Below are 24,318 nucleotides of genomic sequence, written 5' to 3'. Positions count from 1 at the left end.
AACGCCACCATGACCGCTATCGCACGTATCACTCTGCTCAGTCTTGTCATGGGGTTAAGTGCGTGTGCGGTCCAGCGGCCCGAGCCGACTCCGCTGCCGCCGATCCCGCCCTCGCAGCCGAGCCCGACACCGTCGACGAGTCCGGCACCCGGCAAACCGGGTGTGCCAGCCAAACCGGCCAAACCGGTGCCACGCACCTCTGCCAGCTTCGCGCCTCCGCCGGGTGGCAACAGCCACTGGGATCAGAAGATGGGTGTGTATGTGCTGGACGACCAACCCAATACCTTCTACCGCCAGCGTACCTATTATCGCTGGAACAACGGCTGGAGCCGTTCGATCAGCCCAAATGGGCCATGGGAAGACACCGACATCCATGGCGTGCCGGGTGGCCTGGGACGGCAATTCGGGCAGTAGTAACAAGGCGACCTTCGGGTCGCCTTTTTTGTGGTCGCTCCTTCAAGGACTTCACAATCGGCAACACAACCGAACGTCGTGAACCGGGTTTTTGTGCTTGTCTATATATAACTCTGGAGTTACTTTTCTCGAGCCGAAGCAAGGAGGCGTTGGTGCAGAGCAGGTTATTGATCAAGGAATTGGAGGAGGCCGGTTGGAGGCTGGATCGAGTCACAGGCAGCCATCATTTGTTCACTCACCCCTACAGCCCGTTCATCGTCCCGGTTCCTCACCCGAAAAAGGATTGACCCATCGGCACGGTCAAGAGCATCAGACGGCGAGCCGCTCTGCACCACCCGCCAGCCAGTCACGCAGGAGATCCATAATGCAATATCCCATCTGTATCGAATGGGGCGACGAGAACACCGCCATCGGTATTCAGATCCCCGATATCCCGGGGGCCGTCACCGCCGGGGACACCTTCGAAGACGCCTATAACGCGGCCATCGAGATTGCCCACATCATGCTTCAGGAAATAGCCGCCGACGGCGAGGCGATTCCAATGCCAACCTCGGCAGCTGTCCACCGTAGCAATCCGGACTTCGCTGAAATGGGCTGGGGCATGCTCGAACTGGACATCGCGCCCTACATGGGTAAAACCGAGAAGGTCAACGTGACATTGCCCGGTTATGTCATCCAGCGCATCGACCGCTACGTGCGCGAGCACAACGTGAAGAGTCGCTCTTCCTTCCTGGCCGACGCTGCGCTGGAGAAGCTGGTCCGGCAATGAACATCAGCGGGAAGGTGGCGGTCATGCCGCCGCCAGCGAATGCTCTCGCGAAGCGCTCAGGAAGCGCAACAACGCCAGCAATGGGAACGCGCTACCAACGATCACGATCCACAACCAGCCACCGTGCTCGTACACCACACTGGCCACCGACGACCCGAACGCGCCGCCAATGAAAATGCTGGTCATGTAAAGCGCGTTCAGGCGACTGCGACTTTTGCCGTCGAGGGCATAGACCGCCCGTTGGCCCAGGACCATGTTCATCTGGACGCAAAAGTCGAGCACTACACCGGTGACGGCCAGGCCGATGACGCTGTAGGCCGGGTGGATGAAGGCGGGCAGGAAACTCAGGCTGGCGAACAGCAGGGCCAGCAGCGAGGCGATGCGCGTGTGCCCGGCGTCCGCCAGCCGGCCGGCGATGGGGGCGGCGATGGCACCGATGGCACCTACCAGGGCGAAGATTGCGATCTGCGTTTGCGACAGGCCATGATGACGCGCCAGTTCCAGCGGCGCGGCCGTCCAGAACAGGCTGAAGGTGGCAAACATGCAACCCTGGTAAAACGCTCGCTGGCGTAAAACCGGCTGTTGGCGCAGCAGCGTCCACAACGACCCCAGCAACTGGCCGTAGGAGGCACTGTGGTCAGGCTGCCGTTTGGAAATGGTGAGCGCCAGCACAAGGCTGATGGCTGCCATCAGCGCTGCCGCAATCACGAACATCGCACGCCAGCCGAAATGGTCGGCCACGATGCTGGATACGGGGCGGGCCAAGAGAATCCCCAACAGCAAGCCGCCCATGATGCCACCGACCACTCGGCCACGGCTTTCCTCGGGGGCCAGGTGGGCGGCCAGAGGAATGAGGATCTGCACTGACACGGAGCTGAAACCCACCAGCAGCGAGATCAGCAAGAAGACGTTCGGTTGGTCCGTGAAGGCGGCACCCAGCAGGCTGGCAATCGCCACCAGCGTGGTGAGGATCATCAGTCGGCGGTTTTCCAGCAGATCGCCCAGCGGCACCAGGAAAAACAGGCCCAGGGCGTAACCGATCTGGGTCAGCGACACGATCAGACTGGCCAGGGTGCTGCTTAGGCCAACGTCCGGTGCGATCAGTTCGATGATCGGTTGCGCGTAGTAGATGTTGGCGACAATGGCGCCGCAGCAGAAGGCAAACAGCAGCACCCTGCCTTTGGTCATGGTTGCGGCGCCGTGGGGGGCGGTGTGGGCTGGTGTCATCAGGTTTCTCGTTGCGCAGGGTGGTATGCATGCAGCCCCGAAAAATAGGGCGAAACGCATTCTTGCTCAATGTTTTTTTGCGCTTGCCGATAGTTTGAAGGCGTAGGTACGTTTCTCTTTTTTTCCATTAAGCAGGTCTCTCAGGGATTTGGAGTCGATATGAATGTGCAGGGCATGGCGTTGGCCAGCAAGTATTGTCAGGGCGCAGGCCTGGAGGTCGGTGCCGCTGCGCACAATGCGTTTTATCTGCCCAATTGCATCAACCTGGGTCCCAGCGATGGCGAAGCCTTTCTGTATCCACAGGATCTCGTCGACTACGGTCACTACAAAAAGGAGCAGGCAAATTACAACGTCGAGTCCGCCAGGGTTGATGCGCTGGGCGATTTTATGGACATTCCATTTCTTGATGCGACTTTCGATTACCTGATCAGCTCACATGTGATCGAGCATGTCCCGAACTTGTTTGCCGCTTTCATTGAGTCTTCCCGGGTGGTGAAGGACGGTGGGGTGTTCTTCTGCATTTTTCCGAAAAGAAACGCCGAACCGACCGACCGACCGCGAGCGCTGACCACTCTGGATCAGATGATCGACAGCTATGAAAAGCGTGTCGACATGAACACCGTGGACCTGGAAACGTGGAGATGTCACTACCTGGTGTTATCGTTGCAAAGCATGCTCCGCGCAATCAACCTGATGAACTCGGTCGGCCTCGGGCATTGGCTGATCGAATGCATTGAAGAAACCGATACCAAAGTCGGAAACGGTCACACGGTGGTGTTGAGAAAACAGGTCGGCTTGTCCGCTTCGCTGTACAAGGACATCAAACTGTTCAACGAAGCGTTCAATGCGCACCTGACTGCACAGGAGCTCGGCAAGGCGCTGCACTTGGTCAAGGTCGCTCTGTCATTCGACTTCTTCAATGCTCATTTCTTGTATCTGGCGTTTGCACTCAACTGCCAGATGGACAATATTCGCGAAGGGATAGAATTTTTGCGTCAGGCCTTGGTCATCGATCCTGAGAACGAAGAGTATCGTCGATTGTTCATCCAGTTCACGGGCGGGCCTTATATCAACCCTGTGCAATAAGGCTGTCAGCCAGCCACCCCTGATTGCCTGATACGCTGGCGAAAAAAAGGCGACCTTTACAGGTCGCCTTTTTCATTGCTGGCTTACTGCGTGTAGATCTGATCGAAAATCCCACCATCATTGAAGTGGGTTTTCTGCACGGTACGCCAGTCGCCGAAGGTCTTTTCCACCGACAGGAAGTCCACTTTGGGGAAGCGATCGGTGTATTTGGCCAGCACGGCTGGGTCGCGCGGACGCAGGTAGTTGGCAGCGGCAATTTCCTGCCCTTGCGGCGACCACAGGAATTTCAGGTATTCCTCGGCGGCAGCACGAGAACCTTTTTTCTCAACCACTTTGTCGACGACGGACACCGGTGGCTCGGCTTCGGCGGAGACGCTTGGGTAGATGACTTCGAACTGATCGCGACCGAACTCGCGGGCAATCATTTCCGCTTCGTTTTCGAAGGTCACCAGCACGTCGCCGATCTGGTTGGTCATGAAGGTGGTCGTGGCGGCACGGCCACCGGTGTCGAGCACAGGTGCCTGCTTGAACAGTTTGCCAACGAATGCCTTGGCCTTGTTCTCATCGCCACCGTTTTTCAGCACGTAGCCCCAGGCGGACAGATAGGTGTAGCGGCCGTTGCCCGAGGTTTTCGGGTTGGGCACGATCACTTGTACGCCGTCCTTGAGCAGGTCAGGCCAGTCTTTCAGGGCTTTGGGGTTGCCTTTGCGCACGATGAAAACGGTGGCGGAGGTGAATGGCGCGCTGTTGTTCGGCAGACGGGTGACCCAGTTCTCCGGAACCAGTTTGCCGTTGTCGGCCAGGGCGTTGATGTCGGTGGCCATGTTCATGGTGATCACGTCAGCCGGCAGGCCGTCGATGACCGAGCGCGCCTGTTTGCTGGAGCCGCCGAAAGACATCTGCACGGTGATGTTTTCGTTGTGCTCGGCTTGCCAGTGTTTCTGGAAGGCAGTGTTGTAGTCCTTGTAGAAATCTCGCATCACATCGTAGGACACGTTGAGCAGGGTCGGTGCGGCCTGGGCCACGCTGGTCAGGGCGAGACCAGCGGCCAGAAGTGAGGCGCCAAAGAGTTTTTTCACTGCGCATTCCTTGTTCGATATTTGAGATGAGGCATTTTGCCAGCGACTATAACCGGCGCCGCATAGGCGTTTAAAGATTAAAAAGCACTTTGCTTATTCCAGTTTCTTAAACAACGCATTGCCGCAACGGGAACAGAATGCAGCGCCGTGCTCGTGGCTGTTTTTCTTGCACACCGGGCAGTCGTGTTGGAGCTGTTCGCCACGCATGGCATTGGCCAGTTCGGCGGTAAAAATCCCTGTCGGTACGGCGATGATCGAGTAACCGGTGATCATCACCAGCGACGAAATGACCTGCCCCAGCGGCGTCTTTGGCACGATGTCGCCGAAGCCCACCGTGGTCAGCGTCACGATAGCCCAATAGATGCCTTTGGGGATGCTGGTGAAGCCATGTTCCGGACCCTCGATGACATACATCAGGGTGCCGAACACCGTTACCAGTGTGCAGACGCTGACCAGGAACACCACGATCTTCTGTTTGCTGCCGCGCAGCGCCGACATCAGGTAGTTGGCTTGCTTGAGGTACGGGCTGAGCTTGAGCACCCGGAAGATCCGCAGCATCCGGATGATGCGGATAATCAGCAAATACTGGGCATCGGAGTAATAGAGGGCGAGGATGCCGGGGACGATGGCCAACAAGTCCACCAGGCCGTAAAAACTGAAGGCATAGCGCAACGGCTTGGGCGAGCAATACAGGCGCAGGATGTACTCGGCGAGGAAGATCACCGTAAAGCCCCATTCGATGTACGCCAGCACATCGGCGTAGTTCTTGTGGACGGTGTCGATGCTGTCGAGCATCACGATCACCAGGCTTGAGAGGATGATCAACAGCAGAATGCCGTCGAAGCGCCTGCCAGCCTTGGTGTCGGTCTGGAAAATCATGACGTAAAGCTGATCACGCCAGTTTTTGCTGCTGTCCATGGATAACGCCTGACTCGTAGATCAGCGCAGCCTAGGTTGATTGTCCCTGTGAGCGCAAGGCGTGTCATCACGCGGGGTTTTGCCGAACATTTGCATGCCGGTACGAATGAGCCAGCAGGCGAGGATGAAGGGTGCGGTCAGCGTCGCCAGGCCAATGGCAGCGAACAGCGGCGTCAACAACAGCACCATGACGACGCCCAGCAGCGGCAGCCACGGGTGCTGGCGCTGCGTGCTGAGGGCAAGGGCGGTCAGCACGGCGTTGTAGCCACCAAGGCCGAGCAGGGCGGTGCCGGTTTCGTGATGCAGCAAGCTGGAGCCAAGGCCGAGCAGAGACGCCGTCATCGCCCAGCAGAAGGCTCGACGATCAGCAATCAGCAAACCGCTGGCAATCATTGCCCCGGCCAGCGGATGGTCGAGAAACATCACCTGGCCGATCCCCCGGAGCGATGCTGCCAGCAGGTCCACGGTGTTCATTTCGATGAGCGGTGTGGGGACCGATGGCGTGGCGAAACACAGCAGTAACCAGCTCAAACCCACGAATGGTGCGGTATAGGCGGGAACACATTGATTGACCCGGGCACGCTTGAGCCATTGCTGGGTGATCATCGCGCTCAGGCCGCCGGCTGCCAGGATAAGCGGTGGCATTATCGCCGACCAAGGGAAATACAAGCTCAACATCAGACCGAGCAACACGCCGTTGTAGCTGAACAATCCAGCCTGGCGATCAGCCTTCGCATAGTTGCGCCGTTGCGCGGTCAGCAGTCCGGCGACGCCGCCCAGCAGCGCGCCACCCAGTAGCGCCGGCGCAGTGAACAGAATCGCACACAGGCACAGCAGGCCGCATAACGGATGGCGCTGGAGGAATATCTGGCTGAAGCCATTAAGCAGGGCTTCGGCCCAGTCGGGGCAGTGGGTATTGAAGTGATTGGCAGGCATGGCAGTTAAAAAATAAGAAGTGGCACCGAGTCGCCTGCATCGCGGGCAAGCCCGCTCCTACTGGAGCGGGGCTGTTCCGGCGATGAGGCCGGTAAGGGCGTTCTAGATCAACGTCTCGATACGCAACGAGTTAGTCGACCCAGGCTGCCCAAACGGCACACCCGCCGTGATCAACAGGGTATCGCCCCGTTCGGCCATGCCCTGGGCCTGGGCAATTTCCAGTGCGGTGGAGCACACCTCGTCCACCTGGCGCAGGCGGTCATTGACCACCGACTGCACTCCCCACGCTACCGTCAGGCGCCGTGCTGTCTGCAGATTTGGCGTCAGGTTGAGAATCGGCACCGTCGGCCGCTCCCGCGCCGCCCGCAGGCTGGAGGCCCCCGACTCGCTGTAATTGACCAATACCGCCACGGGCAGCACATTGCTGATGCGGCGGATCGCGCAACTGATCGCATCGGCCACTGTGGCTTGCGCCTTCGGTCGGCTCACGTCCAGTTGTGTCTGGTAGTCCGGGCCGTTTTCCACCTGGCGGATGATCTTGCTCATCATCTGCACGGCTTCCAATGGGTACTCGCCGGACGCGGTTTCCGCCGACAGCATCACCGCATCGGCGCCCTCGGCCACGGCATTGGCCACATCGGTGACTTCGGCGCGGGTCGGCGCCGGGGAAAACCGCATCGACTCCAGCATCTGCGTCGCCACCACCACCGGTTTGCCGAGCTGGCGGCAGATGCCAATGATGTTCTTCTGGATCTGCGGCACGCTTTCGGCCGGTACTTCCACGCCCAGATCACCCCGGGCGACCATGATCGCGTCGCTCAACTCCGCGATTTCCCGCAGATGAGTGACTGCCGACGGTTTCTCGATTTTCGCCATCAAGAAGGCTTTGTCGCCGATCAGCGTGCGGGCCTCGCGGATGTCTTCCGGGCGCTGCACGAACGACAGCGCCACCCAGTCCACGCCCAGCTCAAGTCCGAAGCTCAGGTCGCGGCGATCCTTGGCGGTCAACGGGCTCAACTCCAGCACCGCTTGTGGCACGTTTACGCCCTTGCGGTCGGACAGTTCACCACCATTGAGCACCGTGGTGTCGATGGCGTCGCTGTACTTGCTGACCACCCGCAGGCGCAACTTGCCGTCGTCCAGCAGCAGGTCCATGCCGGGTTCGAGCGCGGCAATGATTTCCGGATGCGGCAGGTTGACCCGGCGCTCGTCGCCCGGCGTCGGGTCCAGGTCTAGGCGCAGGGCCTGCCCGCGATGCAGTTGAACGCGGCCTTCGGCGAACTTGCCAACGCGCAGTTTCGGGCCTTGCAGGTCCATCAGGATGCCCAGCGGATAGTTGAGCTGTCGCTCGACTTCACGAATCCATTGGTAGCGCTGGGCGTGGTCGGCGTGATCACCGTGGCTGAAGTTCAGGCGGAAGATGTTCACCCCGGCCTGAACCAGTTCACGTATGCCGTCGATCCCGTCGATGGCAGGGCCCAGCGTGGCGAGGATTTTGACCTTTTTATCAGGCTTCATGATGAGGGTTCTCGAGTATTAGGATGGCGCGAAAGTCGTTGACGTTGGTGCGCGTCGGCTCGGTGACGATCAGGGCGTCGAGTGCCGCGAAGTAGCCGTAGCCGTTGTTGTTATCCAGCTCGTCGCTGGCGCTGAGGCCCAGGGCGGTGGCGCGGGTGTAGCTGTCCGGGGTCATGATCGCGCCGGCGTTGTCTTCGGAGCCGTCGATGCCATCGGTGTCACCGGCCAGGGCGTAGACGCCGGGCAAGCCTTTGAGGCTGTCGGTCAGGCTCAGCAGGAATTCGGCATTGCGTCCGCCACGGCCATTGCCACGCACGGTGACGGTGGTTTCGCCGCCGGAGAGAATCACGCAGGGCGCTGCCAGAGGCTGGCCGTGTTGCACCACCTGACGGACGATACCGGCATGGACTTTCGCCACTTCGCGCGATTCACCTTCCAGGTCGCCCAGGATCAGCGGGCTGAACCCGGCCTGACGGCACTTCACCGCCGCCGCTTCCAGCGATTGCTGCGGGCGCGCGATCAACTGGAAGTGACTGCGGGCCAGGCTTGGGTCACCGGGTTTGACGGTTTCCGATTCCGGGCTTTGCAGCCAGTTGCGCACCGACGCTGGCACGTCGATGCCGTAGCGCTTGAGGATCGCCAGTGCTTCAGCGCTGGTGCTCGGATCCGCCACGGTGGGGCCGGAAGCAATGACAGTAGCAAGATCGCCCGGTACATCGGAAATCGCGTAGGTGTATACAGTCGCCGGCCAGCAGGCCTTGCCCAGGCGTCCGCCCTTGATTGCAGAGAGATGCTTGCGCACGCAATTCATCTCGCCGATGGAGGCGCCGGACTTGAGCAGGGCCTTGTTGATCGATTGCTTGTCGGCCAGGGTGATCCCGACGGCCGGCAAAGCCAGCAACGCCGAACCGCCACCCGACAACAGGAAAATCACACGGTCCTCTTGCGTCAGGTTGCTGACCAGCTCGAACACGCGCTTGGCAACGGCCTGGCCAGCGGCGTCAGGCACCGGGTGGGCGGCCTCGACCACTTCGATTTTCTCGCAAGGGGCGCCATGACCGTATCGCGTCACGACCAGGCCGGATACCTCTCCCTGCCAGCAGCGCTCGACCACTTGAGCCATGGCCGCTGCGGCCTTGCCGGCGCCTATGACGATGACCCGCCCCGTGCGATCGGCGGGCAGATGGGCTTCGAGCACTTGCTGCGGATGGGCGGCGTTGATGGCTGTGGTGAACAGCTCGCGCAGCAATTGTTGCGGATCGACCGACATGGCGGGCTCCCGGGATTCTTGTTATTTGGAGTAGGGCGATAACTTCTGGGCGCCTGGTCTCTTGTGGGAGCTGGCTTGCCTGCGATTCAGACGCTGCGGTCGTACAGGTGGACCGAGGTGATTTCATCGCGGGCAAGCCCGCTCCCACAGGACCGGGTTGGAACGGGCAGGGCTTACGGCTTCTCGCGAATCGAAAAATTCGCCATGTGTTCCAGGCCCTTGATCAGTGCCGAGTGGTCCCAGTTACTGCCGCCGATGGCCGCGCAGGTGCTGAACACCTGTTGGGCGTTGGCGGTGTTGGGGAGGTTGATGTTCAGCTCCCTGGCGCCTTGCAGGGCCAGGTTAAGGTCCTTCTGGTGCAGGCTGATGCGGAAGCCCGGATCGAAGGTGCCCTTGATCATGCGCTCGCCGTGCACTTCGAGGATCTTCGAGGACGCAAAACCACCCATCAACGCTTCACGAACCTTGGCCGGATCGGCACCGTTTTTCGAAGCGAACAGCAGGGCTTCCGCGACGGCCTGGATGTTCAGCGCGACGATGATCTGGTTCGCCACTTTTGCGGTCTGGCCATCGCCATTACCGCCGACGAGGGTGATATTTTTGCCCATGGCCTGGAACAGCGGCAGGGCGCGTTCGAAGGCATCGGCGTCGCCGCCGACCATGATGCTCAATGTGGCAGCCTTGGCACCGACTTCGCCGCCGGAGACTGGCGCGTCGAGGTACTGAGCGCCTTTTTCATTGATTTTCGCGGCAAAGGCTTTGGTGGCGGTCGGCGAGATCGAGCTCATGTCGATCACTACCTTGCCTTTACCGACACCGGCGGCTACGCCGTCGGCGCGGAACAGCACGTCATCGACCTGCGGGGTGTCCGGCACCATGACGATGATGAATTCGGCTTCCTGCGCCACTTCTTTCGGGTTGGCCAGGGCGATGGCACCTGCGGCGACCAGATCGGCCGGGGCAGCATCGTGGTGCGCTGACAGGAACAGGCTGTGACCGGCTTTCTGCAGGTTCGCCGCCATTGGGTGGCCCATGATGCCGGTGCCGATGAATCCGATTTTAGCCATGAGAAATTCCTCTTGTTTTAATGAGTCGCAACGCCTGCCCCCTGTAGGAACGAGCTTGCTCGCGATAGCGGTGTGTCAGGCAACAGGGGTGTTGAATGTGCCGGCCTCATCGCGAGCAAGCTCGCTCCTATAGGGAGGGGGTCAGATCGCGTTATGGGTTTTCAGCCAGCCCAGGCCCGCTTCGGTCGTGGTCAGTGGCTTGTATTCGCAACCGACCCAACCCTGATAACCGATGCTGTCCAGGTGTTCGAACAGGAAGCGGTAGTTGATCTCACCTGTGCCTGGTTCGTTGCGCCCCGGATTGTCGGCCAACTGGATGTGGTTGATCTCGCTCAGGTGCGTGGCCATGGTGCGGGCGAGGTCCCCTTCCATGATTTGCATGTGATAGATGTCGTATTGCAGGAACAGATTGGCGCTGCCCACCTGTTCGCGAATCGACAGGGCCTGCGCCGTGTTGTTCAGGTAGAAGCCTGGAATGTCGCGGGTGTTGATCGCCTCCATCACCAGTTTGATGCCCGCCGCTTGCAGCTTGTCGGCCGCGTACTTGAGGTTGGCGACGAAGGTCTTTTCCACGGTGGCATCATCGACGCCTTGCGGGCGGATGCCGGCCAGGCAGTTGACCTGGGTATTGCCCAGTACTTGCGCGTAAGCAATCGCCAGGTCGACGCCGGCGCGAAACTCTTCAACCCGGTCCGGCAGGCAGGCCAGGCCGCGTTCGCCCTTGGCCCAGTCACCGGCGGGCAGGTTGAACAGCACCTGGGTCAGGCCGTTGGCATCAAGCCGGGCCTTGATTTCGGCGGAGCTGAAATCGTAGGGGAACAGGTACTCGACGCCACTGAAGCCGGCCTTGGCGGCCGCTTCGAAACGGGCGAGAAAATCCTGCTCGGTGAACAGCATGGATAGGTTGGCTGCGAAACGCGGCATGGTGGTCTCCTGTAAATCTTGTGAGGACCCCCTGCAGGAGCGAGCTTGCTCGCGATAGTGCATATCTGACACACCGCTATCGCGAGCAAGCTCGCTCCTACAGGGGGAGCTTCAATTGTTAATCAAGCATCGAAATCGCCGTGGGCGCATCGTTGCCGACCAGCGCCAGGTCTTCGAACTCGTTGACCGCGTTGATCTCGGTGCCCATGGAAATGTTGGTCACGCGCTCCAGGATAATCTCGACGATCACCGGCACCTTGAACTCTTCGATCAGCGCCTCGGCCTTGCGCAGGGCAGGGGCGATGTCAGCCGGTTCGAACACCCGCAGCGCCTTGCAGCCCAGGCCTTCGGCCACCGCGACGTGATCGACGCCATAACCGTTGAGCTCTGGCGCGTTCAGATTATCGAAGGACAGCTGCACGCAGTAGTCCATTTCGAAACCGCGCTGGGCCTGGCGGATCAGCCCCAGGTATGAGTTGTTCACCACCACGTGGATGTACGGCAGCTTGAACTGCGCGCCCACGGCCAGCTCTTCGATCATGAACTGGAAGTCATAGTCGCCCGACAACGCCACGACCTTGCGGCTCGGGTCGGCCTTGACCACGCCCAGTGCTGCCGGAATGGTCCAGCCCAGCGGGCCGGCCTGACCGCAGTTGATCCAGTGACGTGGCTTGTAGACGTGCAGGAACTGCGCGCCGGCAATCTGAGACAGGCCGATGGTACTGACGTAGCAGGTGTCCTTGCCGAACACCTGGTTCATCTCTTCGTATACGCGTTGCGGTTTGACCGGCACGTTGTCGAAGTGGGTCTTGCGTTGCAGGCTGGCCTTGCGCTGCTGGCAGTCCTGCAACCAGGCACTGCGGTTTTTCAGCTTGCCAGCGGCTTGCCATTCGCGCGCGACTTCAATGAACACGGTCAGTGCCGAGGCCGCGTCGGAGACGATGCCCAGGTCCGGGGTGAACACGCGGCCGATCTGCGTGCCCTCGATATCGACGTGAATGAACTTGCGGCCTTCGGTGTAGACATCGACCGAGCCGGTGTGGCGGTTGGCCCAACGGTTGCCGATGCCCAGCACCACGTCGGACTTGAGCATGGTCGCGTTGCCGTAGCGATGCGAGGTTTGCAGGCCGACCATGCCGACCATCAACGGGTGATCGTCGGGGATCGTGCCCCACCCCATCAAGGTCGGGACGACCGGGATACCGGTCAGCTCGGCGAATTCGACCAGCAGGTCGCTGGCGTCGGCGTTGATGATGCCGCCGCCGGCCACCAGCAGTGGGCGTTCGGCCTGATCGAGCAGGGCCAGGGCTTTTTCCACTTGCACGCGGGTGGCGCAGGGCTTGGCCAGGGGCAGCGGCTGATAGGCATCGATGTCGAATTCGATTTCGGCCATCTGCACGTCGAACGGCAGATCGATCAGCACTGGGCCTGGACGACCGGAGCGCATTTCATAAAAAGCTTTCTGGAACGCGTACGGCACCTGGCCCGGCTCCAGGACCGTGGTTGCCCACTTGGTCACTGGCTTGACGATGCTGGTGATGTCGACAGCCTGGAAGTCTTCCTTGTGCATACGGGCGCGCGGAGCCTGGCCGGTGATGCACAGGATCGGAATCGAGTCGGCGGAGGCGCTGTACAGGCCCATGACCATGTCGGTACCGGCAGGACCGGAAGTGCCGATGCACACGCCGATATTGCCGGCCTTGGTGCGGGTGTAGCCCTCGGCCATGTGCGAGGCGCCTTCAACGTGGCGAGCGAGGACGTGATCGATGCCGCCGACCTTTTGCAGGGCGGAGTACAACGGGTTGATCGCGGCGCCGGGAATGCCAAAGGCGGTTTCAACCCCTTCACGGCGCATCACCAGAACGGCGGCTTCGATTGCTCTCATTTTGCTCATGGTTTTGTGCCTCTTTACGTTTTTTAATTGTATACAAGTGGCTTTGCGTGGAGTTTATTCACGACTGGCTGCGAAGGTCAATCCATTTTCTCAAGCGCCTGTTTCATTCGTCGGAAGGCCAAATTGCTGTGACTTTTCGTCGCATGTAACGTTTTACGCGGATTATTGTATACAAAAAGAGAATTTACTGTGTTCTATTTGTTGCATGAGGCTGCGACGTAAACGCGCAGCTCGACCGCTTTCCCTATAACAAAATGAGGACAGCACCATGAGCGCTTTAACCTTGAAAGTGGCAGTCAACCTGGTCAACGAGGCCATCAACGCCGGGCGGGCCATTGCGGCCGCCCCCCTGACCATCGCGGTGCTCGATGCCGGCGGGCATCTGATCGCCCTGCAACGTGAAGACGGCGCCAGCCTGCTGCGTCCGCAGGTCGCCATCGGCAAAGCCTGGGGCGCCATCGCCCTGGGCAAGGGGTCGCGCCTGCTGGCCTCGGACGCCCAGCAACGCCCGGCGTTCATCGCCGCCTTGAACACCATGGGGCAGGGCAGCGTCGTCCCCGCGCCCGGTGGCGTGCTGGTGCGCGATCAGGAGGGCAATGTACTGGGCGCGGTGGGCATCAGCGGAGATTTGTCGGATGTCGACGAGCAGTGCGCGATCAATGCGATCGAGGCGCTGGGGTTGCGGGCGGATGCGGGGGTTGTGGTTTGATTTGATTTGCAGGGCCTGAACTGACGCCATCGCGGGCGAGCCCGCTCCCACACTGTTCGGGGTATGCAGATGATCTGTGTACAGCATCAATCACTGTGGGAGCGGGCTTGCCCGCGATGGCTGTCTGACTGACACATCCAGCGAAAGGTTTGAATCATCTCTAGGCATTTTCATAACTAGCCTTCCCAGTACTTCACCAGGAGGGCAAAGGAATGCTTGATTTACCTGCTTCACGTCGCTTGAGATGGGGCGATATACCGAACCCCACAGGTCTACTTGCTGACCACCAATACAATTGATCGGGAGCCCATTTTCAGAGATGTCAGATTGGGCATATTGGTCGTGAATCAATTTCGCCGGGCTCAGAATTTTGGGTGGGCGAACGCGCTGGCTTGGGTCGTTATGCCGGACCACTTTCACTGGTTAATCGAGCTGGAGAATTGTTCGCTCTGCAATTTGATGCGCAGAACCAAATCATTGATTGCCCGAGAGGTGAATCTTGCCAGCAATAGAATCGGACCGCTTTGGCAGCAGGGTTATCACGATCGCGCTTTAAGGCGAGAAGAGGATCTGGTGAAAATAGCGCGGTATGTTGTCGCCAATCCTTTGCGGGCGGGATTGGTCGAGCGTCTTGGCGACTATCCACTGTGGGATGCGATCTGGCTTTGACGACTGAAATTGAGTCGTCCCCATCGCGGGCAAGCCCGCTCCCACAGGATCCCTGGAACTCACAAAACCATTGTGGGAGCGGGCTCGCCCGCGATAGGGTCAATGAGATTTCAGTCCAGCTCACATCCCTTGAGCACCAACCGGATAATCGTCTGTGCCGCCGCTTCATAATCGGCTTCGTCCAGCTTTTCCTTGCCGGTGACGGCGGTGATTTGCCAGTCGAAGTCGGCGTAAGTCTGGGTGGCCGCCCAGATGCTGAACATCAGGTGGTTGGGGTCGAGCGGGGCGATCTGGCCGCGGTCGATCCAGGTCTGGATGCAGGCGATGTTGTGCCGGGCCTGGCTGTTGAGCTGTTCGACCAGATCGCTGCTCAGGTGCGGGGCGCCGTGCATGATTTCGCTGGCGAACACTTTCGAGGCAAAGGGCAGGTCGCGGGAGATGCGGATTTTCGAACGGATGTAGCCGCTCAGTACATCATTGGGTTCGCCTTCAGGGTTGAAGGGGGTCGAAGCCTGCAGAATCGGCTCAATGATGCTTTCCAGGACCTCGCGATAGAGGTTTTCCTTGGTCTTGAAATAGTAATAGACGTTGGGCTTGGGCAACCCGGCCCTGGCGGCGATGTCGCTGGTTTTGGTCGCAGCGAAGCCTTTGTCGGCAAATTCTTCACTGGCGGCACGCAGTATCAGTTGTTTGTTGCGCTCGCGGATCGTGCTCATAAACCAGGGGGTTCCTTGCCTGTTCTGGCGGTTGCGCATGGTAGCACCGGGCTTCGGCGGCGCTCAAGAATGCTCCATGCGGCGCGCCGCCGCGCTATGCTGCTTGGCATCCATACAAAGAAGGAAGCGTGATTCATGGCAGGAAGCAGCCTACTGTTGCTGATCGACGACATTGCCGCCGTGCTGGACGACGTGGCGTTGATGACCAAAATGGCCGCCAAGAAAACCGCCGGCGTGTTGGGCGACGATCTGGCGCTCAATGCCCAGCAGGTGAGCGGTGTGCGGGCCGAACGGGAAATCCCCGTGGTGTGGGCGGTTGCCAAGGGATCGTTCATCAACAAACTGATCCTGGTGCCTTCGGCTCTGGCCATCAGCGCATTCATCCCCTGGCTGGTGACGCCTCTGTTGATGGTCGGTGGCGCTTACCTGTGTTTCGAAGGATTCGAAAAACTCGCTCACAAAATCCTGCACAGCAAAGCCGAAGAGCAGACGGAGCACGCGCAATTGGTCGAGGCCGTGGCAGACCCGGCAGTGGATCTGGTGGCGTTCGAAAAGGACAAGATCAAGGGTGCGATCCGCACCGACTTCATTCTCTCGGCGGAAATCATCGCCATCACCCTTGGCACGGTGGCGGGGGCGTCTCTGACCCAGCAAGTCATCGTGCTATCGGGCATCGCGATCGTCATGACCATCGGCGTCTATGGCCTGGTGGCGGGGATCGTCAAACTCGACGACCTGGGCTTGTGGCTGACGCAAAAGCCAGGGCAGATGGCCCGTAGCGTCGGTGCCGGGATTCTGCGCGCGGCACCGTACATGATGAAAAGCCTGTCGGTGATTGGTACGGCGGCGATGTTCCTGGTAGGCGGCGGGATTCTCACCCACGGGGTGCCGGTGGTGCATCACTGGATCGAGAGTGTCAGTGCCGGGGCCGGTGGGGCCGGGTTTATCGTGTCGATGTTGCTCAATGGCGTGGCGGGGATTATCGCGGGGGCGGCGGTGCTGGCGGTGGTGATGGCTGTTGGCAAAATCTGGAAGGCGTTCAAAGGTTGAATTGAAACACTGAACGGATGTGGGAGCGGGCTTGCTCGCGAAGGCGGTGCATCATTCGACTCAAACGTCGACGGATACAATGTCTTCGCGAGCAAGCCCGCTCCCACAGGTTTAGCTGTTGCCTTTGGTTACTCGGCAATCTGCAACTTGCGCGACTCGGTATACACGTAACGCACCTTTTCATACTCGAACGGCGAGTTCAGCTGACCGTAGCGGAAGCTGGTCTGATAGCGCTTGTCCACAGCCCGCAAGGCCCACACTTCCGGGTGGTTTGAGCTGACTTCGGCCACGTTGAGGAAGTTGATCGCGTTCTCGGCGCTGAAGTCCACCACTAAACCGCCGGTATCGCGCAGGTTCGACGGCCCGAGTATCGGCAGTACGAAGTAGGCACCGGCCGGCACACCGTAGAAACCCAGCGTCTGGCCGAAGTCTTCGCTCTGTCGCTGGAGCCCCATGGCGGTGGCCGGGTCCCACAGGCCGGCGATGCCGATGGTGGTGTTGAGCAGCAGGCGTCCGGTGATTTCCATCGAACGCTGGCCCTTGAACTGCAACAGGCTGTTGAGCAGGTTCGGCACGTCGCCAAGGTTGTTGAAAAAGTTGCTGACCCCGGTGCGCACGAAGCTCGGAGTGATGTAGCGATAACCATCGACCACCGGCAGGAATACCCACTCGTCGAAGCGATAGTTGAAGTGGTAGACGCGACGGTTCCAGGATTCCAGCGGGTCATACACGTTCAACGCACTCAGCGTGGAGCGTTCGAACTCGCGCTGGTCCAGCCCCGGGTTGAACTTGAGTTTGCTCAACGGCTCCTTGAAGCCATCACTGTCGATGACCACAGGCGCGTTGGCCTTGCTGTTGTCAGCATTGGCGGTGGTTGCACAGAGGAGCGCGGCGATAAGCAGGAGGTATTTAGCCACGGAAGAACTCCAGCATGGCGTCGCTGTTGACGCGGTAGTTAAGGTTGCCGCAATGGCCGCCCAGTGGGTAAACGGTCAGGCGATCGCCGAAAGTGCGGCGCAGGAAACCGAGATCGCCCGGGCCCAGGATCACGTCATCGGCGTTGTGCATGACGGCAATTTTAGGGCTCTTGTGCAGGTAATCCGCCAGTGCGTACAGGCTCACCTGGTCGATCAGTTGCAGCAGGCTGCCGCCATCGGTGCGGGCGCGCCACATCGGGATGACCTGTTCGGTGATGTAGCAGTCGAAGTCGCATTGCAACGCACGCTTGAGGTACGGCGTAAGGCTGGTGCCCTCGGTGATCGGCGTCTTGGGCGGCGTGATCAGGCCGCGACGGTTGATCAGGTCCGAGGTAAAAGCGATATCGGCGGCCGAGAAGCGGAACGAGGTGCCGATCAGCATTGCCATCTGCTCGTTGCTCAAATGCTGCTTGGACTGCTGGAAGTCATAGAGCAGCGCATCGTTGAGGTCGATGTAGCCTTTCTGCTGGAAGTAGCGGGTCAGTTTGTTCAGCACCAGCTCATAGAAGGTGGTGGTGTTGTTGATGCCCTTGACCTCGGTTTGAACAAGCTTGTCGAGGTTTGTGATCGAGGTGTAGAGGTTGACCGGCGGGTTGAGCAGCAGGACTTTCTTGAAATTGAAACTGCGGCGGGTTTCGTCCAGATGGGCGACGAATGCCGCATCCAGTGCGCCCAGGCTGTACCCCGTGAGGTAGTAATCGGTGACCGGCAACTTCGGGTTTTGCGCCCGCACGGCCTGCATGACGCGATACATGTCTTCGGCATCGTCCTTGGTGATGCCTGGCGTGGCAAAGCGCGACGCCGCGCTGATGAAGTCGAAGCTGGTGGGCGAAGACAGCTGTACTACGTGGTAGCCAGCCTTGTAATACAGCTTTTTCAAATACTCGTTCAGGGTGCTGTCATAACGCGCGCCAGTGCCGGCGATCAGGAAGATCAGCGGGGCAGGTTTGTCCTGGGTTGCGATGCGATAGGTGAGTTTTTTCACTGGCCAGAAGTTGTCTGGCAGCTGGAACTCACGCTCAGGGCGTAGCCTGAGGGTGTGATCCGATTGATCGATGTCGTCGTCCAGTGGCAACTCCGGACGCAAATCCGGTGGCGTCGTGGCGATGGTCGCTTCAAACGGGTTGGTCAAGGGGTAGCCATAACTGGCGGGGTCGATATCTGCCGCCAGTGCGGACGCACTCAGGATAAGGCCACCCAACAGGGCGGCGAAGCGCAAGGAACGGAGCATGACTGAATCCCTTAAGAAAGGTGCCGAATGAAGTTCGCAGGCTATGACCACCGGGTTTGCGCCAAAGTGCCACGCAGCGGCACCAAACAGGCCTGATTTCGGAGTAATAGTAGCTGGACGATACACTTTGCAGCGATTGGATAGCCAGTTAACAGTTGTTAGCGTTTTGCTTAACGCTGACCTGCGATTAAGCTGGCCGCCGTTTTCGATGATTGGAGTGCTTCATGTCCCGCCGCCTGCCCGTGATTCTTCTGCTCATTCTGCTGCCGTTATGGCTGGCCGCCAGCTATGGCGCGCGTTACGGCTTCATGGAGGATGCGCAGTGGGTCGGCCTCTGTGTCGATGAGGCGAGCCGTTGGGAGTGCCAGGTCCGTTCGAACCTGGGGTTGATGATTCACTTCAAGGTATTGGGCTGGGGAGCAGTCGCCGCCGCCTTGATCGGCTTTGTGCTGCCGGGGCGAGCAGGGTGGTGGCTGGCGGTGCTGGCGCTGGTGCTCGGGTTTCCGGCGCTGGCGCTGTACAACACCACGCTGGCGGTGTTTGCGGTGGTGATTGCGGGGTTGCGTCTGGTTCGCGGCGCCTGATAAGCCGCCATCGCGGGCAAGCCCGCTCCTACAGGTCTTGTGTACGCCACAAATCCCTGTAGGAGCAGGCTTGCCCGCGATGAGGACAGTAAATTCACCGAAGATTCAAGCCTTGCGCACCCGCAATGATCGCCACAACGCCGCCATCATCAACACGCTCACCAGCGCCCAACCCCAGGCCTGCTGGTTCTGCAGCCCTTCACGAAACAGCTGCGGCGCTATTCCGGCGCCAATGATGAAAGTCAGCAACGCAATTTCCCGACGTGGCACGCTGACCGGACGACACAGATAGACCAGCGCCGGCACGATGAATGCCACGCTCGGAAAGCTGCGATAGCGCGGGTCGAAGACCAGTTCCAGCATCGACACCGCCGCTGCAAATCCAATCAACGCCACCAACACGCCTGAGCGACGTTCGAGCACATTGAATGCACGCCCACGCCAGCCGCTGCGCGGGCTCAATGCCAGTGCCCCATGTGCCAGCGCCAGCAGATTCAACGCTGTCAGCAATCCGACCCACAGCCATTCACTGGAAAATCGCGTGGTCACTCGGGCCAAGTCGCCCCATACGCCGAGCGAACCGGCGGCAAGCGCCCCCAGCAGCGGCAACACAAGGGCGGCACGTGTATCACGCACGCGCCCGCCCAGGATCAGTGTGCCGATGAAGATCAAGCCACCGACAATCAACCACTGCGACCAGTACGGCACATTCGTGACCGGCCCTGCCAGCACGCCCTTGTCCTGGCGGTCGGCATCGAACAATCCCCAGTAACCGCCAACCGCCCCTTCGCTGGCGCGTTTCCATGGTTGGTCGAAGGCCTCGATCAGGTTGTAATGCCAGCCTTGCTGCTCGGCCATGGCGACAAAACCGCGAATGAACTTGGCTTCGTTGACTCGGCTCGGTAATGCCGTTTCACGTTGGCGGCCTTCGCTGGGCCAGCCGGTTTCGCCGATCATCACGTCCTTGGGCGCGAACTTGTTGCCGAATACTTGGCGTACCTCGGCCACATGCTGCAAGGCGGCATCGATATTGGAAGGATCGTCTTCCCAGTACGGCAGCAGATGGATGGTCAGGAAGTCCACCGCCGGTGCGATTTCGGGATGCTTGAGCCAGAACTCCCAGACATCGGCGTAAGTGACCGGTTGTTTGACCTGGCTTTTAACCTTATTGATCAGTCTGGCGAGTTGTGGGCCGGTCACCTCTTTGCGCAACAATGCTTCGTTGCCGACGATCACTGCGCTGACCACATCCGGGTTGGCGTTGGCGGACGCGATCAGCAGGTCGACCTCTTTCTCGGTGTCCACCGGGTTGCTGTTGACCCAGGCGCCAATCATTAACTTCAGGCCGTGTTTGCGTGCGAGATCCGGCAGGGCGTCGAGACCCGTCATCGAGTAGGTGCGGATGCACTCAAAGCGCGTGGACAGCAGGGCCAGGTCTGCGTCCATGCGCTCGGGACGCAGCTTGAACGGCTGATCGAACGGTGATTGATCCTTGTCGAACGGGGTGTAGGACGCGCATTGAAGCTTGTGCGTGGCGCTGGCGACATCGGGCAGGATCACCGGCTGGCCGATGCCATACCAAAAGCCACCCAGGGCAAACAGGCCCAGCAGGCAAGCGAACAAATAGGCAAAAAAAGGAAAGCGTGAGGTCGCAGGCATGGTCAGCCGTCCGGAAGCAAAGCGGCGCATGTTACCTGCATTTGCAGCGCGCTTGGTGGCCTGCACGATTTTGACATGCAAAGTTCAGGCTGATCGTCCGAGACATTTATATGGCGTGTGGTTAATGGCGTTCTGATGTCGTTTCTCGATGCCTTGAGGTCGCTGGCAGCACAGGTTCAGGTTGGCGTCAGGTTGATGATCAAAGCGTCAGTACTCCGCTGATGTTCGAATGAGTTTGCGGTGAAGCGTGATGGGGGCGCTGTGCACCATAACAATACGTTGACGCGGCTCGGCACCCGTCGAGCGCAGCACTTTCGGGGAAGTAACGATGAAGATGCGACGACTTTTAGGCGCAGGTGCCGCTCTGGTACTTGCGATGGGTTCGACATTCGCCAACGCAGAAAAGCAGACCCTGAGCATCGGTTACGTTGACGGCTGGTCCGACAGCGTTGCGACGACTCATGTGGCAGCAGAAGTGATCAAGCAGAAGCTCGGTTATGACGTGAAGCTGCAAGCCGTCGCCACCGGCATCATGTGGCAAGGCGTGGCCACCGGCAAACTCGACGCCATGCTGTCGGCCTGGCTGCCGGTGACTCACGGTGATTACTGGGCGAAGAACAAGGACCAGGTCGTCGACTACGGCCCGAACTTCAAGGATGCCAAAATCGGCCTGATCGTGCCGGAGTACGTCAAGGCCAAGTCCCTTGAAGACCTGAAAACCGATGACAGCTTCAAAAAGCGCATCGTCGGCATCGACGCCGGTTCAGGCGTGATGCTCAAGACCGAGCAGGCCATCAAGGATTACGACCTGACCGGCTATCAACTCAAGGCCAGTTCCGGCGCCGGCATGATTGCCGAGCTGACCCGTGCCGAGAAGAAAAATGAATCCATTGCCGTGACTGGCTGGGTGCCGCACTGGATGTTCGCCAAGTGGAAACTGCGCTTCCTCGAAGACCCTAAAGGGGTGTATGGCGCGGCTGAAACCGTGAACAGCATCGGCAGCAAGGAGCTGGATACCAAGGCGCCGGAAGTGGCCAAGTTCCTGAAAAACTTCCAGTGGGCTTCGAAGGATGAAATCGGTGAAGTCATGCTGGCCATCCAGGAAGGCGCCAAGCCTGACGCGGCTGCCAAGGACTGGGTCGCCAAACACCCGGATCGTGTGGCGGAGTGGGTCAAGTAAGCGGTTGAGTTAATCAGACAAGCTTTCTCCCCCCCTCCTGTAGGAGCGAGCTTGCTCGCGATAGCGGATTGTCAGGCACGCAAATGTTGACTGACACACCGCCATCGCGAGCAAGCTCGCTCCTACATTGGCGATTCTGTCATGGCGATCTAAGACTAAGGTCGTCTGGAACCCGGCTCGCAGCCGAATAAAGTGGGTACCGTTCCAACAATAATCTGTGCTGCGAGGATAAAAACAATGAACGACAGCATTTACCTCTCGATTCAAAACAGCCCCCGATTCAAGGAGCTGGTGAGCAAGCGAGAAAGGTTCGCCTGGATTCTTTCGGCGATCATGCTTGGGCTTTACTCTGGCTTCATCCTTCTGATCGCTTACGGGCCGCAGGTGCTGGGGGCGAAAATCAGCCCTGAGTCATCCATTACCTGGGGTATTCCAATTGGTGTCGGCTTGATCGTTTCGGCGTTCATCCTCACCGGGATCTACGTGCGACGCGCCAACGGCGAGTTCGACGACCTGAACAATGCGATTCTCAAGGAGGCTCAGCAATGATCCGGCGTCTAATGGCTCTTTTGAGTATCGCGGCCTTTGCACCGGGCGCCTGGGCAGCTGATGCCCTGACCGGTGCCGTGCAAAAACAACCTCTCAACGTATCCGCGATCCTGATGTTCGTCGCGTTCGTCGGCGCGACCTTGTGCATCACCTACTGGGCGTCCAAGCGCAACAAGTCGGCTGCCGACTACTATGCGGCGGGCGGCAAAATCACCGGTTTCCAGAACGGTCTGGCGATTGCTGGTGACTACATGTCCGCAGCGTCCTTCCTGGGGATTTCCGCGCTGGTGTTCACCTCCGGCTACGATGGCTTGATCTATTCGATCGGCTTCCTGGTGGGCTGGCCGATCATTCTCTTCCTGATCGCCGAGCGTCTGCGTAACCTGGGTAAATACACGTTTGCCGATGTGGCGTCCTATCGCCTGGGCCAAACCCAGATTCGCTCGCTGTCCGCCTGTGGTTCGCTGGTGGTGGTGGCGTTCTACCTGATCGCGCAAATGGTCGGTGCCGGTAAGCTGATCCAACTGCTGTTCGGCCTCGACTACCACGTTGCGGTGATCCTGGTGGGTATCCTGATGTGCGCCTACGTGCTGTTCGGCGGCATGCTGGCAACCACTTGGGTGCAGATCATCAAGGCGGTGCTGCTGCTGTCCGGTGCGTCCTTCATGGCACTGATGGTGATGAAGCACGTCAACTTCGACTTCAGCACGCTGTTCTCCGAGGCGGTCAAGGTTCACCCCAAAGGTGAGGCGATCATGAGCCCTGGCGGTCTGGTGAAAGATCCGATCTCCGCATTCTCGCTCGGCCTGGCACTGATGTTCGGTACTGCTGGCCTGCCGCACATCCTGATGCGCTTCTTCACTGTAAGTGACGCGAAGGAAGCTCGCAAAAGCGTACTGTACGCGACTGGCTTCATTGGTTACTTCTACATCCTGACCTTCATCATCGGCTTCGGCGCGATCCTATTGGTCAGCACCAACCCTGCGTTCAAGGATGCGGCGGGTGCGCTGTTGGGCGGTAACAACATGGCGGCGGTGCACCTGGCCGACGCAGTGGGCGGCAGCATCTTCCTGGGCTTCATCTCGGCGGTTGCGTTCGCGACCATCCTGGCTGTAGTTGCGGGCCTGACCCTGGCCGGTGCCTCGGCGGTGTCCCACGACCTTTACGCCAGCGTGATCAAGAAAGGTAAGGCCAACGAGAAGGACGAAATCCGCGTTTCGAAAATTACCACCATCGCCCTTGCGGTATTGGCGATTGGCTTGGGCATTCTGTTCGAAAGCCAGAACATCGCGTTCATGGTGGGCCTGGCGTTCTCCATTGCCGCGAGCTGCAACTTCCCGGTGCTGCTGCTTTCCATGTACTGGAAGAAACTGACCACCCGCGGTGCGATGATCGGCGGCTGGCTGGGGCTGCTCAGTGCCGTGGGCCTGATGATCCTCGGTCCAACCATCTGGGTGCAGATCCTGCATCACGAGAAGGCTATCTTCCCGTATGAGTACCCGGCGCTGTTCTCGATGATCATTGCCTTCGTGGGGATCTGGTTCTTCTCGATCACCGACAAATCGACTGCAGCCGACAACGAGCGGGCGCTGTTCTTCCCGCAATTCGTTCGCTCGCAGACCGGTCTGGGCGCGAGTGGGGCGGTTTCGCACTAAGGCTTGATGCTTTTATATAGATAGCGAAGCTTGAAGAAATACCCCGGTCGAGAGATCGGGGTATTTTTTTTGCCCGCCCGTCCCCCGGCTTCCCCGCCCCCTGTAGGAGCGAGCTTGCTCGCGATGGAGGCCCAGGCACCACGGGCATCCAGGCACCCAGCGGTGTCCGGGCTACCATCGCGAGCAAGCTCGCTCCTACAGGGGGGGTGTCCGTATCGGCCACAAACAAAAACGGCC

The 24,318-nt window shown here is 59.6% G+C and carries 21 protein-coding genes and 3 pseudogenes; 11 read left to right on the top strand and 13 right to left on the bottom strand.

Features of this window, described 5'->3' with window-relative positions; all coding sequences use genetic code 11:
- The first annotated feature begins 9 nt into the window (after positions 1-9).
- The 3 genes and pseudogenes from AB4N33_RS14030 to AB4N33_RS14020 all read left to right on the top strand — a co-directional run bounded on the left by AB4N33_RS14030 (position 10) and on the right by AB4N33_RS14020 (position 1,183).
- Entirely contained in the window at positions 10-414 is a 405-nt protein-coding gene (locus AB4N33_RS14030) for a hypothetical protein (RefSeq protein WP_460117123.1), read from the top strand.
- A gap of 152 nt (positions 415-566) precedes the next feature.
- A pseudogene (locus tag AB4N33_RS14025) lies at positions 567-779 on the top strand (type II toxin-antitoxin system HicA family toxin).
- Positions 779-1,183, top strand: a complete 405-nt coding sequence (locus AB4N33_RS14020; protein ID WP_460139975.1) for a type II toxin-antitoxin system HicB family antitoxin — start codon at positions 779-781, stop codon at positions 1,181-1,183. Before AB4N33_RS14025 ends, AB4N33_RS14020 begins: the two are co-directional and overlap by 1 nt.
- Before the next feature lie 21 nt (positions 1,184-1,204).
- Here the strand turns inward: AB4N33_RS14020 and AB4N33_RS14015 are convergent, their stop codons facing one another.
- The gene (locus tag AB4N33_RS14015) at positions 1,205-2,410 is read right to left on the bottom strand and encodes an MFS transporter (protein ID WP_460139974.1); all 1,206 of its coding nucleotides are present in this window, start codon (positions 2,408-2,410) and stop codon (positions 1,205-1,207) included.
- A gap of 159 nt (positions 2,411-2,569) precedes the next feature.
- Here AB4N33_RS14015 and AB4N33_RS14010 point away from each other — a divergent pair, with 159 nt between their 5' ends.
- On the top strand, positions 2,570-3,496 hold the full coding sequence (locus tag AB4N33_RS14010) for a class I SAM-dependent methyltransferase (RefSeq protein WP_476457575.1): 927 nt from the start codon (positions 2,570-2,572) through the stop codon (positions 3,494-3,496).
- An 83-nt stretch (positions 3,497-3,579) separates the two neighbouring features.
- On the opposite strand, the gene AB4N33_RS14005 is transcribed toward AB4N33_RS14010, so the two are convergent.
- The 8 genes from AB4N33_RS14005 to gcl form a co-directional block, all read right to left on the bottom strand.
- On the bottom strand, positions 3,580-4,575 hold the full coding sequence (locus tag AB4N33_RS14005) for a sulfate ABC transporter substrate-binding protein (protein ID WP_460139972.1): 996 nt from the start codon (positions 4,573-4,575) through the stop codon (positions 3,580-3,582).
- Positions 4,576-4,668: 93 nt separating this feature from the next.
- The gene (locus AB4N33_RS14000; RefSeq protein ID WP_460117119.1) at positions 4,669-5,493 is read right to left on the bottom strand and encodes an ion transporter; all 825 of its coding nucleotides are present in this window, start codon (positions 5,491-5,493) and stop codon (positions 4,669-4,671) included.
- A 21-nt stretch (positions 5,494-5,514) separates the two neighbouring features.
- Positions 5,515-6,429 carry an urea transporter gene (locus AB4N33_RS13995; protein ID WP_460139970.1) on the bottom strand — a complete coding sequence of 305 codons (915 nt, stop codon included), beginning with the start codon at positions 6,427-6,429 and terminating at the stop codon, positions 5,515-5,517.
- 102 nt (positions 6,430-6,531) lie between these two features.
- A complete protein-coding gene (pyk, locus tag AB4N33_RS13990) occupies positions 6,532-7,947 on the bottom strand; it encodes a pyruvate kinase (RefSeq protein ID WP_460139969.1) in 1,416 nt (471 codons plus the stop codon).
- On the bottom strand, positions 7,937-9,217 hold the full coding sequence (locus AB4N33_RS13985) for a glycerate kinase type-2 family protein (protein ID WP_460117116.1): 1,281 nt from the start codon (positions 9,215-9,217) through the stop codon (positions 7,937-7,939). The genes pyk and AB4N33_RS13985 overlap by 11 nt, the downstream gene beginning before the upstream one ends.
- A 173-nt stretch (positions 9,218-9,390) precedes the next feature.
- Positions 9,391-10,284 (bottom strand): 2-hydroxy-3-oxopropionate reductase, encoded by an 894-nt coding sequence (locus tag AB4N33_RS13980; RefSeq protein WP_460117115.1) that lies wholly within the window; start codon positions 10,282-10,284, stop codon positions 9,391-9,393.
- Positions 10,285-10,425: 141 nt separating this feature from the next.
- On the bottom strand, positions 10,426-11,208 hold the full coding sequence (gene hyi / locus AB4N33_RS13975) for a hydroxypyruvate isomerase (RefSeq protein WP_460117114.1): 783 nt from the start codon (positions 11,206-11,208) through the stop codon (positions 10,426-10,428).
- A 118-nt stretch (positions 11,209-11,326) separates the two neighbouring features.
- Positions 11,327-13,102, bottom strand: a complete 1,776-nt coding sequence (gene gcl, locus AB4N33_RS13970; RefSeq protein ID WP_476457574.1) for a glyoxylate carboligase — start codon at positions 13,100-13,102, stop codon at positions 11,327-11,329.
- A 268-nt stretch (positions 13,103-13,370) separates the two neighbouring features.
- Here gcl and AB4N33_RS13965 point away from each other — a divergent pair, with 268 nt between their 5' ends.
- Together AB4N33_RS13965 and AB4N33_RS13960 are read left to right on the top strand one after the other, a co-directional pair.
- Positions 13,371-13,811 carry a GlcG/HbpS family heme-binding protein gene (locus AB4N33_RS13965; RefSeq protein ID WP_476457573.1) on the top strand — a complete coding sequence of 147 codons (441 nt, stop codon included), beginning with the start codon at positions 13,371-13,373 and terminating at the stop codon, positions 13,809-13,811.
- A 212-nt stretch (positions 13,812-14,023) separates the two neighbouring features.
- Positions 14,024-14,480: pseudogene (locus tag AB4N33_RS13960) on the top strand (REP-associated tyrosine transposase).
- A gap of 110 nt (positions 14,481-14,590) precedes the next feature.
- Here AB4N33_RS13960 and AB4N33_RS13955 read toward each other — a convergent pair.
- Entirely contained in the window at positions 14,591-15,196 is a 606-nt protein-coding gene (locus tag AB4N33_RS13955) for a TetR/AcrR family transcriptional regulator (RefSeq protein ID WP_476457572.1), read from the bottom strand.
- 135 nt (positions 15,197-15,331) lie between these two features.
- Between AB4N33_RS13955 and AB4N33_RS13950 the strand changes: the two genes are divergently transcribed.
- On the top strand, positions 15,332-16,246 hold the full coding sequence (locus AB4N33_RS13950; RefSeq protein ID WP_460117110.1) for a DUF808 domain-containing protein: 915 nt from the start codon (positions 15,332-15,334) through the stop codon (positions 16,244-16,246).
- A 128-nt stretch (positions 16,247-16,374) separates the two neighbouring features.
- Here AB4N33_RS13950 and AB4N33_RS13945 read toward each other — a convergent pair whose 3' ends face one another.
- Both AB4N33_RS13945 and AB4N33_RS13940 read right to left on the bottom strand, forming a co-directional pair.
- Positions 16,375-17,163, bottom strand: a complete 789-nt coding sequence (locus tag AB4N33_RS13945; protein ID WP_460117109.1) for an MlaA family lipoprotein — start codon at positions 17,161-17,163, stop codon at positions 16,375-16,377.
- Entirely contained in the window at positions 17,156-18,454 is a 1,299-nt protein-coding gene (locus AB4N33_RS13940) for an alpha/beta fold hydrolase (RefSeq protein ID WP_460117108.1), read from the bottom strand. Before AB4N33_RS13940 ends, AB4N33_RS13945 begins: the two co-directional genes overlap by 8 nt.
- Positions 18,455-18,678: 224 nt before the next feature.
- Between AB4N33_RS13940 and AB4N33_RS13935 the strand changes: the two genes are divergently transcribed.
- Positions 18,679-19,038 carry a hypothetical protein gene (locus AB4N33_RS13935; RefSeq protein WP_460139963.1) on the top strand — a complete coding sequence of 120 codons (360 nt, stop codon included), beginning with the start codon at positions 18,679-18,681 and terminating at the stop codon, positions 19,036-19,038.
- Positions 19,039-19,143: 105 nt separating this feature from the next.
- On the opposite strand, the pseudogene AB4N33_RS13930 reads toward AB4N33_RS13935, so the two are convergent.
- Positions 19,144-20,738: pseudogene (locus AB4N33_RS13930) on the bottom strand (glycoside hydrolase family 17 protein).
- Positions 20,739-21,025: 287 nt separating this feature from the next.
- Here AB4N33_RS13930 and AB4N33_RS13925 point away from each other — a divergent pair.
- The 3 genes from AB4N33_RS13925 (at position 21,026) to AB4N33_RS13915 (ending at position 24,081) form a co-directional block, all read left to right on the top strand.
- The gene (locus tag AB4N33_RS13925; protein WP_460117106.1) at positions 21,026-21,877 is read left to right on the top strand and encodes a glycine betaine ABC transporter substrate-binding protein; all 852 of its coding nucleotides are present in this window, start codon (positions 21,026-21,028) and stop codon (positions 21,875-21,877) included.
- Between the two features lie 237 nt (positions 21,878-22,114).
- On the top strand, positions 22,115-22,426 hold the full coding sequence (locus AB4N33_RS13920; protein WP_008052644.1) for a DUF485 domain-containing protein: 312 nt from the start codon (positions 22,115-22,117) through the stop codon (positions 22,424-22,426).
- On the top strand, positions 22,423-24,081 hold the full coding sequence (locus tag AB4N33_RS13915; RefSeq protein WP_460117105.1) for a cation acetate symporter: 1,659 nt from the start codon (positions 22,423-22,425) through the stop codon (positions 24,079-24,081). The genes AB4N33_RS13920 and AB4N33_RS13915 overlap by 4 nt, the downstream gene beginning before the upstream one ends.
- Positions 24,082-24,318: the final 237 nt, after the last annotated feature.

This window comes from Pseudomonas sp. S1_E05, from assembly GCF_056337105.1.
Note: the sequence above shows the minus strand (reverse complement) of the source record. Positions and strands in the feature narration are given on the sequence as shown.